The sequence below is a fragment of the Mycobacterium sp. MS1601 genome (assembly GCF_001984215.1).
Lineage (GTDB): Bacteria > Actinomycetota > Actinomycetes > Mycobacteriales > Mycobacteriaceae > Mycobacterium.
Map to the genome: position 1 here is coordinate 2,513,106 of NZ_CP019420.1, position 14,553 is coordinate 2,527,658.

General features: G+C 66.3%; 12 protein-coding genes, 2 pseudogenes and 1 riboswitch. Of the genes and pseudogenes, 13 read left to right on the top strand and 1 reads right to left on the bottom strand.

What is annotated here, in order from left to right:
* Positions 1-115: 115 nt before the first annotated feature.
* The 7 genes and pseudogenes from BVC93_RS12275 to BVC93_RS12305 all read left to right on the top strand — a co-directional run bounded on the left by BVC93_RS12275 (position 116) and on the right by BVC93_RS12305 (position 8,087).
* Complete coding sequence (locus BVC93_RS12275) at positions 116-538, top strand: DUF5318 domain-containing protein (protein WP_083740987.1); 423 nt, start codon at positions 116-118, stop codon at positions 536-538.
* Positions 531-2,974: pseudogene (locus BVC93_RS12280) on the top strand (transglycosylase domain-containing protein). The gene BVC93_RS12275 and the pseudogene BVC93_RS12280 overlap by 8 nt, the downstream one beginning before the upstream one ends.
* Positions 2,971-4,572: pseudogene (locus tag BVC93_RS12285) on the top strand (glycosyltransferase family 87 protein); the annotation flags it as partial. The pseudogenes BVC93_RS12280 and BVC93_RS12285, both read left to right, overlap by 4 nt.
* Positions 4,546-4,685: riboswitch (cobalamin riboswitch) on the top strand. (Overlaps the previous pseudogene by 27 nt.)
* A 27-nt stretch (positions 4,686-4,712) precedes the next feature.
* Positions 4,713-5,663 (top strand): ABC transporter substrate-binding protein, encoded by a 951-nt coding sequence (locus tag BVC93_RS12290; RefSeq protein ID WP_236950335.1) that lies wholly within the window; start codon positions 4,713-4,715, stop codon positions 5,661-5,663.
* On the top strand, positions 5,663-6,301 hold the full coding sequence (locus BVC93_RS12295) for a (2Fe-2S)-binding protein (protein WP_083737521.1): 639 nt from the start codon (positions 5,663-5,665) through the stop codon (positions 6,299-6,301). The genes BVC93_RS12290 and BVC93_RS12295 overlap by 1 nt, the downstream gene beginning before the upstream one ends.
* Positions 6,298-7,314 carry a FecCD family ABC transporter permease gene (locus tag BVC93_RS12300; protein WP_442929047.1) on the top strand — a complete coding sequence of 339 codons (1,017 nt, stop codon included), beginning with the start codon at positions 6,298-6,300 and terminating at the stop codon, positions 7,312-7,314. The genes BVC93_RS12295 and BVC93_RS12300 overlap by 4 nt, the downstream gene beginning before the upstream one ends.
* Positions 7,311-8,087, top strand: a complete 777-nt coding sequence (locus BVC93_RS12305) for an ABC transporter ATP-binding protein (RefSeq protein WP_083737522.1) — start codon at positions 7,311-7,313, stop codon at positions 8,085-8,087. Before BVC93_RS12300 ends, BVC93_RS12305 begins: the two co-directional genes overlap by 4 nt.
* Before the next feature lie 13 nt (positions 8,088-8,100).
* Here the strand turns inward: BVC93_RS12305 and BVC93_RS12310 are convergent, their stop codons facing one another.
* Positions 8,101-9,147 carry a LacI family DNA-binding transcriptional regulator gene (locus BVC93_RS12310; protein ID WP_197687539.1) on the bottom strand — a complete coding sequence of 349 codons (1,047 nt, stop codon included), beginning with the start codon at positions 9,145-9,147 and terminating at the stop codon, positions 8,101-8,103.
* A 346-nt stretch (positions 9,148-9,493) separates the two neighbouring features.
* Here BVC93_RS12310 and BVC93_RS12315 point away from each other — a divergent pair, with 346 nt between their 5' ends.
* From BVC93_RS12315 to dnaB, 6 genes are all read left to right on the top strand, one after another.
* Positions 9,494-10,882 carry an aldehyde dehydrogenase family protein gene (locus tag BVC93_RS12315; RefSeq protein WP_236950336.1) on the top strand — a complete coding sequence of 463 codons (1,389 nt, stop codon included), beginning with the start codon at positions 9,494-9,496 and terminating at the stop codon, positions 10,880-10,882.
* 124 nt (positions 10,883-11,006) lie between these two features.
* Entirely contained in the window at positions 11,007-11,297 is a 291-nt protein-coding gene (gene rpsF, locus BVC93_RS12320; protein ID WP_083737526.1) for a 30S ribosomal protein S6, read from the top strand.
* Between the two features lie 101 nt (positions 11,298-11,398).
* Complete coding sequence (locus BVC93_RS12325) at positions 11,399-11,908, top strand: single-stranded DNA-binding protein (protein WP_083737528.1); 510 nt, start codon at positions 11,399-11,401, stop codon at positions 11,906-11,908.
* A 40-nt stretch (positions 11,909-11,948) separates the two neighbouring features.
* Positions 11,949-12,209, top strand: a complete 261-nt coding sequence (gene rpsR, locus BVC93_RS12330) for a 30S ribosomal protein S18 (protein ID WP_068919364.1) — start codon at positions 11,949-11,951, stop codon at positions 12,207-12,209.
* Positions 12,210-12,221: 12 nt separating this feature from the next.
* Positions 12,222-12,680, top strand: coding sequence for a 50S ribosomal protein L9 (gene rplI, locus BVC93_RS12335; RefSeq protein WP_083737530.1), 459 nt, complete (start codon positions 12,222-12,224; stop codon positions 12,678-12,680).
* Positions 12,681-13,165: 485 nt separating this feature from the next.
* Positions 13,166-14,551 (top strand): replicative DNA helicase, encoded by a 1,386-nt coding sequence (gene dnaB / locus BVC93_RS12340; RefSeq protein WP_083737532.1) that lies wholly within the window; start codon positions 13,166-13,168, stop codon positions 14,549-14,551.
* Positions 14,552-14,553: the final 2 nt, after the last annotated feature.

The following is a 14,553-nucleotide window of genomic DNA, read 5'->3' on the forward strand; positions in this document are numbered from 1 at the left end:
CGGTCGAAGTGACGGGCATCATGCGTGCCGTTGGTGCTGGCCAGATGCCCGGTTTGGTACGCACCCCCGGCCCGTCCCGCCTCGACGGCTGCAGGGCCGACGTACTCTTGTGATCGTGCGATTGCAGCGACAGGTGGTGGATTACGCGCTTCGGCGGCGATCCCTGCTGGCCGAGGTGTATTCCGGCCGCACGGGCGTCTCCGAGGTTTGTGATGCCAACCCCTACCTGTTGCGCGCCGCGAAGTTTCACGGAAAGACCAGTTCGGTGATGTGTCCGATCTGCCGCAAGGAACAGCTGACGCTGGTCTCCTGGGTGTTTGGTGATCACCTGGGTCCGGTGTCAGGCTCGGCACGCACCGCCGAGGAATTGGTCCTGTTGGCGACCAAGCACGAGGAGTTCTCCGTACACGTGGTGGAGGTATGCCGGACTTGCAGCTGGAACCATCTGGTCAAGTCATATGTGCTGGGCGCGCCACGGTCTCCGAAGGCGCCACGTACCCGGACGGCGCGCAAGGGCGCGCGAACGGCCAGTGAGTAGTCCGGGGCGGCACGAGAGGTCGGCTTCTGATGTCCAGCGTGGGTCAGGGGCCGGTGGTGCGCACGCCAGATCAGAACACGAGACCCGTCGCCTTCCCTCGCAGCCTCAGCATCGCCCGGACCAGCGACCGACATCGGTCATCCCGCCGGTGCGGGACACTCCCGATCCGCGCCTGCGCGACCCGATCGATGTAGTCAAAGCGGCACTCGACGGCACCCCGCCCCCACCCAGACCCCCGCACGGCGGTGGCGGACCGCCCGGTGGTGGCGAGCCGCCGAAGAAACCCTCCCAGATCAACTGGAAATGGGTCCGGCGTGGTGCCGCGATGTGCGCGGCCGTGCTGATCTTGTTGCCGATCATCACGTTCGGTATGGCCTACTTCATCGTCGAGGTACCCAAGCCGGGCGACATCCGCACGGCCCAGGTGTCGACGATCCTGGCCAGCGACGGTTCTGAGCTGGCCAGGATCATTCCCCCGGAAGGCAACCGGGTGGACGTCAACATCGACCAGATTCCGGTGTCGGTGCGCGATGCCGTGATGGCCGCGGAAGACCGCGACTTCTACTCCAATCCGGGTTTCTCGTTCACCGGGTTCCTGCGAGCCGCCAAGAACAACCTCACCGGCGGGGATCTGCAGGGCGCCTCCACCATCACCCAGCAGTACGTCAAGAACGCACTGGTCGGTGACGCCCGTTCAGGTATCGGCGGTGTCATCCGCAAGGCCAAGGAGCTGGTCATCTCCACCAAGATGTCCAGTGAGTGGTCCAAAGACCAGGTGATGCAGTCGTATCTGAACATCATCTACTTCGGTCGCGGCGCCTATGGTGTGGCGGCCGCGGCGCAGGCGTACTTCGCCAAACCCGTCGAACAACTCAGCGTGGCCGAGGGCGCCCTGCTGGCGGCGCTGATCCAGCGCCCGTCCGCCCTGGATCCCGCGGTGGATCTCGAGGGTGCGACGGACCGCTGGAACTGGGTGCTCGACGGCATGGTCGAGATCGGTGCGTTGTCGCCGCAGGATCGCGACGCGCAGGTCTTTCCGCCGACCATCCCACCGGATCAGGCGCAGACCGCCAATCAGACCACCGGGCCCAACGGCCTGATCGAACGGCAGGTCATCGCCGAGTTGCTGACGTTGTTCGACATCAACGAACAGCAGCTCAACACCGAGGGCCTGCAGATCACCACCACCATTGATCCCAAGGCGCAGAGCGCGGCCGAAGCGGCGGTCACCGAAACGCTGGAAGGTCAGGATCCCGACATGCGGTCGGCGGTGGTGTCCATCGATCCGAAGACGGGCGCGATCAAGGCCTACTACGGTGGCGCCGACGCCAACGGATTCGACTTCGCCCAGGCCGGCCTGCCCACCGGCTCGTCGTTCAAGGTGTTCGCCCTCGTTGCTGCTCTCGAGCAGGGCAAAGGTTTGGGCTATCAGGTCGACTCGTCGCCGCTCACGGTCAACGGCATCCAGATCAGCAATGTCGAGGGCAGCAACTGCGGCACCTGCAACATCGCCGAAGCACTCAAGCGTTCGCTGAACACCAGTTTCTACCGGTTGATGCTGGAGCTCGACAACGGCCCGGCCGACGTCGCCGACGCTGCGCACCGTGCCGGTATCGCCGAGAGCTTCCCCGGGGTGGAACACACGCTCAGTGAGGACGGCCAGGGCGGCCCGCCGAACAACGGTGTGGTGTTGGGGCAGTATCAATCCCGGGTTCTCGACATGGCCTCGGCGTACGCCACGCTGGCTGACTCCGGCGTTTACCATCGCCCACATTTTGTGCAGAAGGTGGTCAACGCCCAGGGCCAGGTGCTGTTCGACGCGGCCAACCAGGACACCGAGGGTGAGCAGCGCATCGACAAGGCGGTCGCCGACAACGTCACTGCCGCCATGCAGCCCATTGCCGGATATGCCAACGGGCACAATCTGGCCGGGGCCGGAAGTCGGCGGCCAAGACGGGCACCAACCAGCTCGGCGACACCGGCGACAACCGTGACGCGTGGATGGTCGGGTACACCCCGTCGCTGTCGACGGCGGTCTGGGTGGGCACCACCGAGGGCACCAAACCCCTGGAGAATCAATGGGGCTCGCCGGTCTACGGTTCGGGGCTGCCGTCGGACATCTGGAAAGCGACCATGGACGGCGCGCTCGACGGCACCGACAACGAGGACTTCCCCAAGCCGACGGAGATCGGCGGCTACGCCGGTGTGCCTGCTGCCCCGCCGCCACGGCCCACCGAGACCGCACCGCCGACGCCCCCGCCCGGCACGGTGATCCAGCCGAGTCTCGAGATCGCTCCCGGGATCACCATTCCGCTGGGGCCGCCGACGACGGTGCCCGCACCGGCACCGGGTGCGCCTCCTGTGCCCGGAGCTCCGGTTCCGCCGCCGGGTGATCCGCTTGCGCCTGTTCCGCCGCCGGGTCCGCCTGCTCCGTGACGGAAGAAGTCTCGCCGCAGCGGCTGGCCTCGGACACCCGCAGCGCTGATGATCGTGATCTTCCGAGCCGCAACGACAAGATGGTGTCGGCCATGTCCGATGTGGTCGGTGGCCCGGTGGGACGCCACGCGTTGATCGGCAGGCAGCGGTTCTTCACGCCGCTGCGGGTCATCTTCGTGATCGCCGTGATGTTCCTGGCGCTGGGGTGGGCCACAAAATCGCCCTGCCTGCAGACCATTGGCACCGGGTCGGCTGATCAGCGGGTGGCCAACTGGGAGAACCAGCGGGCCTACTACAGCTTGTGCTATTCCGACACCGTGCCGCTGTACACCGCGGAGTTGTTGAGCCAGGGCAAGTTCCCGTACAAGTCGAGCTGGTTGGAAACCGACGAGAACGGCCAGCCCCGCACCCAGTACGACGGCACCGCAGCTGTTCGCTACATGGAGTATCCGGTGATCACCGGTGTCTACCAGTACGTGGCGATGGCATTGGCCAAGACGTATTCGGCGCTCACGCGGGCGGTGTCGTGGCCGGTGCTCTCGGGCGTCGCCGAAGTGGTGATGTTCTTCAACATCGCGGCGTTCGGGCTGGCGCTGGCGTGGCTGACGACGGTGTGGGCCACCGCGATGCTGGCCGGGCGGCGCATCTGGGACGCGGCGCTGGTGGCCGGTTCACCCCTGCTGATCTTCCAGATCTTCACCAACTTCGATGCACTGGCAACGGCTTTCGCGATGGGTGGGTTGCTGGCCTGGGCACGCCGAAAACCGGTGTTGGCCGGTGTCCTGATCGGCCTCGGGGTGGCGGCCAAGCTCTATCCGGTGCTGCTGCTGTTGCCCATCGTGGCGCTGGCGTTGAGGTCGAATCGGCTGGCGGAGGCGGGAAAGACGGTGGCGGCGGCGCTGGCCGCGTGGCTGGTGGTCAACCTGCCGATCATGGTGCTGTTCCCGGCCGGGTGGGCAGAGTTCTTCCGACTCAACAGCCGCCGCGGTGAGGACATGGACTCGTTGTACAACGTGTTCGGAAGCTTCACCGGCTGGCCGGGTTTCGACGCCGATCTCGGGTTCTGGGAGCCGCCGGCGATTCTCAACACCGTCACGGCACTGTTGTTCGGATTGTGTTGCGCCGCCATCGTCTACATTGCCCTGACGGCGCCACAGCGGCCGAGGTTGGCACAGTTGGCTCTCCTGGTGGTGGCGGCTTTCCTGCTGACCAACAAGGTGTGGAGTCCGCAGTTCTCGCTGTGGCTGGTGCCATTGGCGGTCTTGGCGTTGCCGCACCGTCGGCTCCTGCTGGCCTGGATGACCATCGACGCGCTGGTGTGGGTGCCGCGGATGCTGTACCTCTTCGGTGAGCAGAACAAAGGGCTGCCCGAGCAGGCCCTCACCACCACCGTGCTGTTGCGGGACCTCGCGGTTGTCGGGCTCTGCGTCCTGGTGATCCGGCAGATCTACCGCCCCGCCGAGGACCTGGTGCGCTGGGGTGGGCGCATCGACGACCCGTCAGGTGGGTTGTTCGATCGCGCCCCCGATGCCCCACCGTCCTGGTTGCCGTCGTGGCTGCGGCCCAGATCGGTTACTGTCAGCACTGCCGGTCAACCCGCCGGCTCCGATGGGCAAGCAGGAAGCCGGTGTGAATCCGGCGCGGTCCCGCCACGGTGACCGGGTAGAACCCGGGAGTCCGATACTGCCCCCGCCGGACGCCCTGCTCTGGGACGAGGACATCCCGGATGGAGTCAATCGTGTCTGCACGCACCTGCCTGACCTTTCTCGCCGCCGCCGCACTGCTTGTCGGGTGTGGCTCCCAAACCCCTGATACGGCAACAACTTCCGCGATCGACAACTGCGGGGTGCAGGTTACCGTCGACCAACCGCCCACCCGGGCAGTGGGCTACTATCAGCACGCCACCGAAATGATGCTCGCACTCGGGCTGCAGGATTCGATGGTCGGCACGGTCTATCCGGACAATCCACCGTTGCCGCAGTACACCGCGGCCTATGAGGCGATCCCGGAGATCTCGGACAAGGACGCGTCTTTCGAGCAGGTGATCGCGGTCGATCCCGATTTTGTGTACGGCGGTTACAACAGCGCATTCGACGAGGCCCAGGGCCGCTCCCGGCAAGCGTTCGCCGATGCCGGTGTCACCACCTATCTCAACCCGGAGTACTGCGCCACGTCACCGATCACCATGGCGGACGTGTACGCCGAGGTCGACCGGATCGCCGGTATCTTCGGTGTCGCAGACCGTGCCGCGAGCCTCACCGACGAGATGAAGAACAGTGTGGCCGAAGCTTCCGGCGCCGTACAGGACGTCACGCCGCTGCGGGCGTTCGTCTACGACAGCGGTGAGGGCACCGCGTTCACCGCGGGCGGCCAGGGCATCGGCAATCAGATCATCGAATTGGCCGGGGCCAGCAATGTTTTCGCCGACGTGCAGGACACCTTTGCCGACGTGTCCTGGGAGCAGGTGATCGACCGCAGCCCGGAGGTCATCATCATCTACGACTACTTCGGTACCCCGTCGGTGGAGGAGAAGAAGGCCTTTCTCAAGAGCAGGCCCGAGCTGGCCGATGTCCCCGCCATCCGCAATGACAGGTTCGCGGTGCTCACCCTGCAGGACGCGGTGCTCGGCGTCCGCGCACCGTATGCGGTGGGGGAGCTGGCCGCCCAGCTGCACCCCGACAGGTTCTGATGACGCTGGTTGCGGCGTTGTCCAGGGCCGCACGGTACGGCGAGTACTTCGAGACCCAACTCGACAGCGCACCACCACCTTTCGATCTTGGTGCGGCGCTGGAGGCCAGGGCGACCCGGCTGGGTACCACCGAGGCGCGGGTGGCGGCCTCGGCTCTGCAGTACGAGTTCGCCGAACGCCTGTGGGCAGTGTCGTTGGGAGCGTGGGCGTTCGGCCGGGTGGTTCCGGACCTGACCGCACTGAAGTACGGATGCGCCGACGACAGCACCCTGATACTCGGCTTCACCGCGCCGGTGGGCACCAGGGCAGATACTCCCGGTGAGGTGGCAGGGCTGCTGTACCGCAACGTCGTCGACGTGCAGTTGGCACCGTTTCATCAACTTCTGCGGGCGACGGTCAAGATGGCCGACGGACTGCTGTGGGGAAACGCCGCCACCGCGCTGGTGCTGGCAGCGCGCTCGGCCAGTCGCGCCAGGTCGTGCTACGCCGCCACCGCGCTGCTGCTGGAACAGCCACCGTTGGCCGGCCGTCTCACCGGTCCTGTCGCTACCCCGAAGCGCCGCAGCTGCTGTCTGTACTACCGCACCGCCGCCGGGCGCACCTGCAGTGACTGCCCGCTGCCCAAGGTGCCTGCGTGAGAACCCACCCACCGTATCCGCTGGTGATCCTCGTGCTGTTGGTGGTACTCGTGGCCGCCGTGATGCTCGGGTTGGCCGTGGGATCGGTGTCGGTCCCTACCTCGGAGGTGCTCAAAGCGCTCCTGCGGCAGCCAGTTGAGCCACAGCATCAGACCATCGTGATGCAGTCACGAGCTCCCCGGGTGTTGCTGGGGGCGGTGGTGGGCTCCGGACTGGGAGTGGTGGGGATGACACTGCAGGCGCTGGTGCGCAATCCGCTCGCCGACCCGTACCTGTTGGGTGTGTCCTCCGGAGCGTCTGTCGGCGCGGTGGCTGTGATCCTGAGTGGCGTGGCGATTTTCGGCTTCGCCTCGGTGTCGGTGGCGGCCTTCGCCGGCTCACTGGGTGCGCTGGCGGTGGTCTATCTGCTGTCGCGGGCGGGTGGTCAGATCACCACCACCCGTCTGGTGCTCGCAGGGGTGGCGGTGGCTTACGTGCTGTCTGCGGTCACCAGCCTGATGTTGATCATGGCCCGTACCGGCGACCAGGCGCGGCAGGTGCTCACGTGGCTGCTCGGTGGACTGGGCGGGGCCAGCTGGGCATCGTTGTGGCTGCCCATGGGAGTGGTGCTGGCGGGTTTGGCGGTGCTGTTGGCCCAGTCCCGCACGCTCAATGTGCTGCTGGCCGGTGACGAAGCAGCCATCACGATGGGCGTGGACGCCAACAGGTTTCGGGCTCGGATGTTCGTGCTGACCTCACTGGTCACCGGTGTGCTGGTGGCGGTCAGCGGTCCGATCGGATTTGTCGGGCTCATCCTGCCGCACGCCATGCGCCTGGTGGTGGGCAGTGATCACCGACGCGCGCTCCCTGCCACCGCATTGGCCGGCGCGTCGTTCCTGGTGTTGGCGGACGTGGCGGCCCGCACATTGGCCGCGCCCCAGGAGATCCCGGTGGGTGTGCTGACCGCGCTGTGCGGCGGCCCATTTTTCCTGTGGCTGATCCGCCGAGATGCCCGCCGCGCGGTGGCGCCATGAGTGCCGCGCACCTGGAAGCGCGGGCGGTGTCGGTTCGCCTTGGCGGTCGGCTCGTCGTCGACGGTGTGTCGGTCATTGCCGAGCCGGGCGCTGTGGTCGGTATCGTCGGACCCAACGGATGCGGCAAGTCCACCCTGCTGCGAGCGCTGGTGCGTGTCCTGGCGCCGGCGGCGGGGCAGGTGTTGCTCGACGGGGTGGACATCGCCGCTCTGTCGAGCCGCGAGTTCGCGCGCAGTGTGGCGGTGGTATTCCAGGACACGGCAGGTGATTTCGACTTGCGGGCCAACGACGTCGTGGCGATGGGGCGTGCGCCGTTCAAGAGAATGTTCCAGCGCGACGACGCGACCGATGACCGTCTTGTCGAGCAGGCACTCGAACTCGTCGGCGCGCTGCATCTGCGGTGGCAGCCGTTTGCGTTGATGTCCGGTGGCGAACGGCAGCGGGTGCTGATCGCCCGCGCACTGGCGCAGCAGCCGAGGTTGCTGGTGCTCGACGAGCCGACCAACCACCTCGACATCCGGCACCAGTTCGATGCGCTGGCCCTACCGCGGCGCCTCGGCGTCACGGCCGTTGTCGCCTTGCATGACCTGAACCTCGCCGCCCACTACTGCGATGTCATCCACGTGCTGCGGCACGGACAGGTGGTGGCCGCGGGCACTCCCGCGGAAGTGTTGCGAACGGAGCTGTTGGCACAGGTGTACGGCGTCACCGCCACCGTGGGCGCCAACCCGGCGACCGGCCGGCGGCATGTCAGCTTCGATCCGGACCGATGAGACCGACTGTCTGCTAGGCGGATTCGCGGGGGACAATCCGATAGCCCACGTCGACGGCTGGGGTCTCGACGGGTGAGTCCTGCATACGTGCCAGTAGCAGTTGGGCCGCGCGGGTGCCGATCTCTGCGGCATCGACGTGCACGGTGGTCAACGATGGCACCAGGTGGCGGGCCACCTCGAAGTCACCGAAGCCGGTGATCGCCAGTTGATTCGGTACCGAGATACCGCGCCGACGCGCAGCCAGCACCGCAGCGGCGGCGTAGATGTCGGAGGTGAACACCGCCGCCGTGGTCTCGGGATGACGGTCGAGGACCGCGGACAGCAGCTCGCTACCGGTGTCCATCGACATTCTCCGGCCGACGAGGTCCACCACACGCACCGGCTCGTCTGGCAGCAGCGCTTCCACACCCGCGCGGAACCCCTCGAACCGTCGGGTGGTCCGATCGTCGCCCGAGCGCAGCACACCGGCGAAGGTCAGCCTGCGATGCCCCCGCGACACCAGATAGCGGACCATGTCCAGCATGGCGTCGCGGTTGGAGAAGCCAACCAGCGTGTCCAGTGGCTTGGAGGTGCAGTCCCACGTCTCCACCACCGGCGCGCCGTAGTCGCGAAGCAGTCTGATGGTTTCGGTGGTGTGCAGTGTGCCGACGATGAGGAAACCGTCGGGCCGTCGGGACACCGCTCCGCGGACCAGCTCCTCCTCACGCGCTGTGTCGTAATCGCTGCTCTCGACAGTTGTTTGATAACCCGCCTGGGTCAGCAGAGATGCCGAGGCGGTGAGGGTGTCGGCAAAGATGGACGCCGACATCACGGGAACGATCGCGGAGACGGTGCGGCTGCGATTCGAGGCGAGATGGCTGGCAGCCAGGTTTGGAACGTAACCGGTGTCGATGATCGCCTGCTGGACGCGGCGGCGGGTCCGCTCGGAAACCCTTTCTGGACTGCTCAATACGCGTGAGACCGTCTGGGCGGAGACCCCTGCGGTGCGCCCGACGTCCTGCATGGTGACCCGTCTGGTCGACGACGCGCTCCTGCGCCGACGCTGGCCCGCCCCGGACACCCAGGCCCCCTTCGGTCGTTGTGGTCGCATCTCAGGGTACCGAGCGGTACCAGGTTTGCGGTGTGCGCTCACTCACCGTCCGAGTCTCTCCGGGTGCGTGCCACAGAAAGGTCTTGGACGCCTCGGGCGTCACTGTGATCGTCAGCAGCAGAACCGGTTTGGCGTGGCGAACGTGATCATGGATGTGCGGCGCCCGCGGTCGTCGGTGCCGACGCTTGGCTGTGGGGGAGTCGTCGCCGCACCATGCACATGTCGTGGCCGTCGGCACACGTTTGCGATTGTGCGACTGGCGATGCTAGCGCTAACATCTGCAAGCGGGGTGAGCCGCCTGAGGAGACGGAAGACAGTGGCTGGGACCAACGGCGAACTCGATGCGACGCTGCACGCAGCTGCTGACGCGGCCCCCGTCGCCCGCCGGGCCAGCGCTCAGATTCGGGCAGCCTGGCTCAATGCGGTTGCCGACGGTCTGGACGCCAATGCCGACTACCTGGTGGCCATGGCAGGCCACGAGACCCGGCTGCCGGCTTCGCGGCTGCGAACTGAGCTGGGCCGCACCGCCTTTCAGGCCAGGCTGTTTGCCAAGCGGCTACTGGCCCGTCAGCTGTTCGATGTCCGGATCGACACCGCGGACCCATCCTGGCCCATCGGGCCCCGGCCGGATCTGCGCCGCGGCCACGTGGCGATCGGACCGGTGCTGGTCTTTGCGGCCGGCCATTTTCCCTTTGCTCTGTCGGTGGCGGGCAGCGACACCGTCAGCGCGCTTGCCGCGGGCTGTCCCGTCGTGGTCAAGGCGCACCATGGCCACCCCGATCTGTCCCGGGCAACGGCCCGGGTGGTTGCTGAGAAGCTTGCCGAGGTGGGCGCTCCCGCCGGCTTGTTCGGATTGATCGAGGGTCGTCGTGACGGTGCGGCAGCAGTCCAGGACCGCCGGATCAAGGCCGCCACGTTCACAGGGTCCAGAGCCGGCGGGCGGCTGTTGTTCGACCTGGCGATGTCGCGCCCGGACCCGATCCCGTTCTACGGCCAGCTGGGCAGCACCAACCCGGTCCTGGTGACCCAAGCCGGGTGGCGCGAGCGGGCCGAGGAGATCGCCTCCGAATTCGTCGCCGCGTTCACGGTGGACTCCGGGCGTTTTCGCACGCATCCCGGGGTGGTGTTGGTACCCGATCTCGCCGAGTTCCTCGCGCGTCTGACCATCCCCGAGATGGGTCCGTTGATGGGCCGGGGAGTCGCCGACGGGTTCACCGCCACCGCCGATGCGGCCGCACACCATCCGGGTGTGGAGCTGGCGATGATCGGACCGGCGGCCAAGAGCGCCCCGGGCGCCCGCGTGCTGGCCACCACCGCGGGGCAGGTGTTGGCCGACCCCGCCATCGTGACCACCGAATTCTTCGGTCCCGGTTCACTGTTGGTCGGCTACAGCGACCAGACCGAGGCCTATCGGGTGTTGGAATTGTTCGAAGGCACCTGGGCGGCCAGTGTCCAGGGTGGTGCGCACATCGACGCCCAGGCGGCCGAAGCGCTCGATCTGCTTACCGAGCGGGCCGGACGGGTGATCTGGAACCAGTGGCCCACCGAGGTGAGTGTCACCGACGCCCAACAGCACGGGGGACCGTGGCCCGCCACCACCGTCTCCACCGTCACCTCCGTGGGAACCGCGGCCGCGCTGCGGTTCGTGCGCCCGATCGCGTTCCAGAACATGCCGGCCGCGGGGCTGCCCGCGGAGCTGCGGTGATGTACCTCGACGATTTCAGTTCACCAGGGGTTTTCCTGTAACCTGACCCGGTTGCCGACGCAGGCGACCCTCCTGCCACGGATACGCCGTGGCCGCAACGACCATAGGAGGTGATGGGTTTCTAATGCGTCCATACGAAATCATGGTCATCCTTGACCCCACACTCGACGAGCGCACTGTCGCCCCGTCGCTGGAGACGTTCTTGAACGTCGTCCGCAATGACGGTGGATCGGTGGAGAAGGTGGATATCTGGGGCAGGCGCCGCCTGGCCTACGAGATCGCCAAGCACGCCGAAGGCATTTATGCCGTCGTCGACGTGAAGGCAGAGCCCGCCACGGTGTCCGAGCTCGACCGTCAGCTGAGTCTGAACGAGTCGGTGCTGCGCACCAAGGTGATGCGTACCGACAAGCACTGAGCATAGGGAAGGTGTTCGTCACAGGGCTGCCGTAGGTTGACCTGCGACCGCGTTTTGCGAACACCGATCCTGCTTGGATCCAAGGGACCTGGAGGACACCAGTGGCTGGTGACACCAACATCACCGTCGTCGGCAACCTGACTGCCGACCCGGAACTGCGCTTCACCCCGTCCGGCGCCGCCGTCGCGAACTTCACGGTGGCATCCACCCCTCGCCAGTTCGATCGTCAGAGCGGTGAGTGGAAGGACGGCGAGGCACTGTTCCTGCGCTGCAACATCTGGCGGGAAGCCGCCGAGAATGTGGCCGAGAGCCTGACCCGGGGGTCGCGTGTCATCGTGACCGGCCGGCTCAAGCAACGGTCTTTCGAAACCCGTGAGGGTGAGAAGCGCACCGTGGTCGAGGTCGAGGTCGAAGAGATCGGGCCCTCGCTGCGCTACGCCACGGCCAAGGTCAACAAGGCCAGCCGTTCCGGTGGTGGTGGCGGTGGCTTCGGTGGTGGTGGCGGCGGGAACTCCCGTCCGGCAGCATCCGCCGCCCCGGCCGAGGACCCGTGGGGCAGTGCCCCCGCGTCGGGTTCGTTCGGCGGGGCCGACGACGAGCCTCCCTTCTGAGTCCCGTACTCACAAAGTTTGAACCTGAAAGAGAATCTCCATGGCTAAGTCCAGCAACAAGAGGCGGCCGGCGCCTGAGAAGCCGGTCAAGACCCGCAAGTGCGTGTTCTGCTCCAAGAAGGGCGGGGCGAACATCGACTACAAGGACACCAACCTGCTCCGTACCTACATCAGCGAGCGCGGCAAGATCCGTGCCCGTCGGGTCACCGGCAACTGTGTCCAGCATCAGCGCGACGTCGCGGTGGCCGTCAAGAACGCCCGTGAGGTGGCTCTGCTGCCTTTCGGTTCGGCGACGCGGTAAGGGAGCGCAGCAATGAAACTCATTCTCACCGCTGAGGTGGACCACCTCGGGGCCGCCGGCGACGCCGTTGAGGTCAAGGACGGCTACGGCCGTAACTACCTGCTGCCGCGCGGGCTGGCCATCGTGGCCACCCGGGGCGCGCAGCGTCAGGCCGACGACATCCGTCGGGCCCGCGACACCAAGGCTGTCCGCGATCTGGACCACGCCAAGGAGCTCAAGACCGCTATCGAGGGGCTGGGCCCGGTGGTGCTGACCGTCAAGACGGCTGGCGATTCCGGCAAGCTGTTCGGCTCGGTCACCCCGGCCGACATCGTGTCCGCCATCAAGAAGGCAGGCGGCCCCAGCCTGGAGAAGCGGACGGTGCACCTGCCCAAGGCGCACATCAAGTCCACGGGTGCACACAGCGTCGAGGTGCGGCTGCACAGCGACGTGACGGCCACCGCGTCGCTCGACGTGGTTGCCGCCAGCTGACCCGCTTGAAGTAACTGCAGCGTTAATACGCCCCGGTGGGAGCTATGCCAGCTCTTACCGGGGCGTAGCTGTCTGTACTGGCGAACTGATCTGGCGGCGGAGATCTCAGCGAACATAACCCGGTGTTAACCTCCGGCTCAAGCACGGGCAATACAACACGCCCGAAGCGGCAACCGAGCCCGACACGCCGAGCAGATTTCCATCCACAGCGCACAGGTATGTCTATGGTGCGTTTATCTGCGGCAACCGGCCAAAACTCGATGTTCTTCCACAAGTTCTCCCCAACCGCTCAACACCGCCGTCCACGGCTATCCACACATCGTCCACAGGTTCATCAACAGATGCTGTTGGACCCCACCCCAGCAACCGTCTACCGTCATGCGGGCGCGACCCGGTATCGGCGATCTGTCGGGGGGTGACCTAGCGTCGTCACCATGGAGTCGAACGCGAGTTCGAGAACGTCTGGGAGGAGGCGGGAGCGCGGCATGGCCGTTGTGGACGATCTCGGGCACCCCGAACACGAGGCAGCCCCACCCAGCGAGGATTTTGGTCGTCAACCTCCGCAGGACATGGCGGCCGAGCAGTCCGTGCTCGGCGGCATGCTGCTGAGCAAGGACGCCATTGCCGACGTGCTCGAGCGGCTGCGGCCCAATGACTTCTACCGCCCCGCCCACCAGAACGTCTACGACGCGATCATCGATCTGTACGGCCGTGGTGAGCCCGCCGACCCGGTCACCGTCGCGGCTGAGCTGGACCGCCGCGGACTGCTCAAGCGCATCGGCGGCGCCCCCTATATCCACACCTTGATCTCGACCGTGCCCACGGCTGCCAATGCCGGCTACTACGCCGAGATCGTCGCGGAGAAGGCGCTGCTGCGCCGCCTGGTGGAGGCGGGCACCAGGGTGGTGCAGTACGGCTACGCCGGCGCAGAGGGCGCCGATGTGGCCGACCTCGTAGACCGCGCCCAAGCGGAGATCTACGAGGTCACCGAGCGACGTCAGTCCGAGGACTTCTCGGCGCTGGAAGACCTGCTACAGCCCACCATGGACGAGATCGACGCCATCGCCTCCAACGGCGGCCTCTCGCGTGGTGTGCCCACCGGCTTCACCGAACTGGACGAGGTCACCAACGGCCTGCATGCCGGGCAGATGATCATCGTGGCGGCACGGCCCGGTGTGGGGAAATCAACAATCGGTCTCGATTTCATGCGGTCCTGTTCCATCAAGCACCGCATGGCGTCGGTCATCTTCTCGCTGGAGATGAGCAAGTCCGAGATTGTCATGCGCCTGCTCTCGGCCGAGGCCAAGATCAAGCTCGGCGACATGCGTTCCGGCCGGATGACCGACGACGACTGGACACGGTTGGCGCGGCGCATGTCGGAGATCTCCGAGGCGCCGCTCTACATCGATGACTCGCCCAACCTCACCATGATGGAGATCCGCGCGAAAGCCCGTCGGCTGCACCAGAAAGCGGACCTCCGGCTGATCGTGGTCGACTACATGCAGCTGATGACCTCAGGCAAGAAGGCCGAGTCACGTCAGCAGGAAGTATCGGAGTTCTCGCGTAACTTGAAGCTGATGGCAAAGGAACTCGAGGTTCCGGTGGTTGCCATCAGCCAGCTGAACCGTGGTCCCGAGCAGCGCACCGACAAGCGACCGCAGGTGTCTGATCTTCGCGAATCCGGTTCACTGGAACAGGATGCGGACATGGTCATCCTGCTGCACCGGCCGGATGCCATCGATCGTGACGATCCACGCGGTGGTGAGGCCGACGTGATCCTGGGCAAGCACCGTAACGGTCCCACCAAGACGATTACCGTTGCGCACCAACTGCATTTCTCGCGGTTCACCAACATGGCGCAGGGCGGCTGACT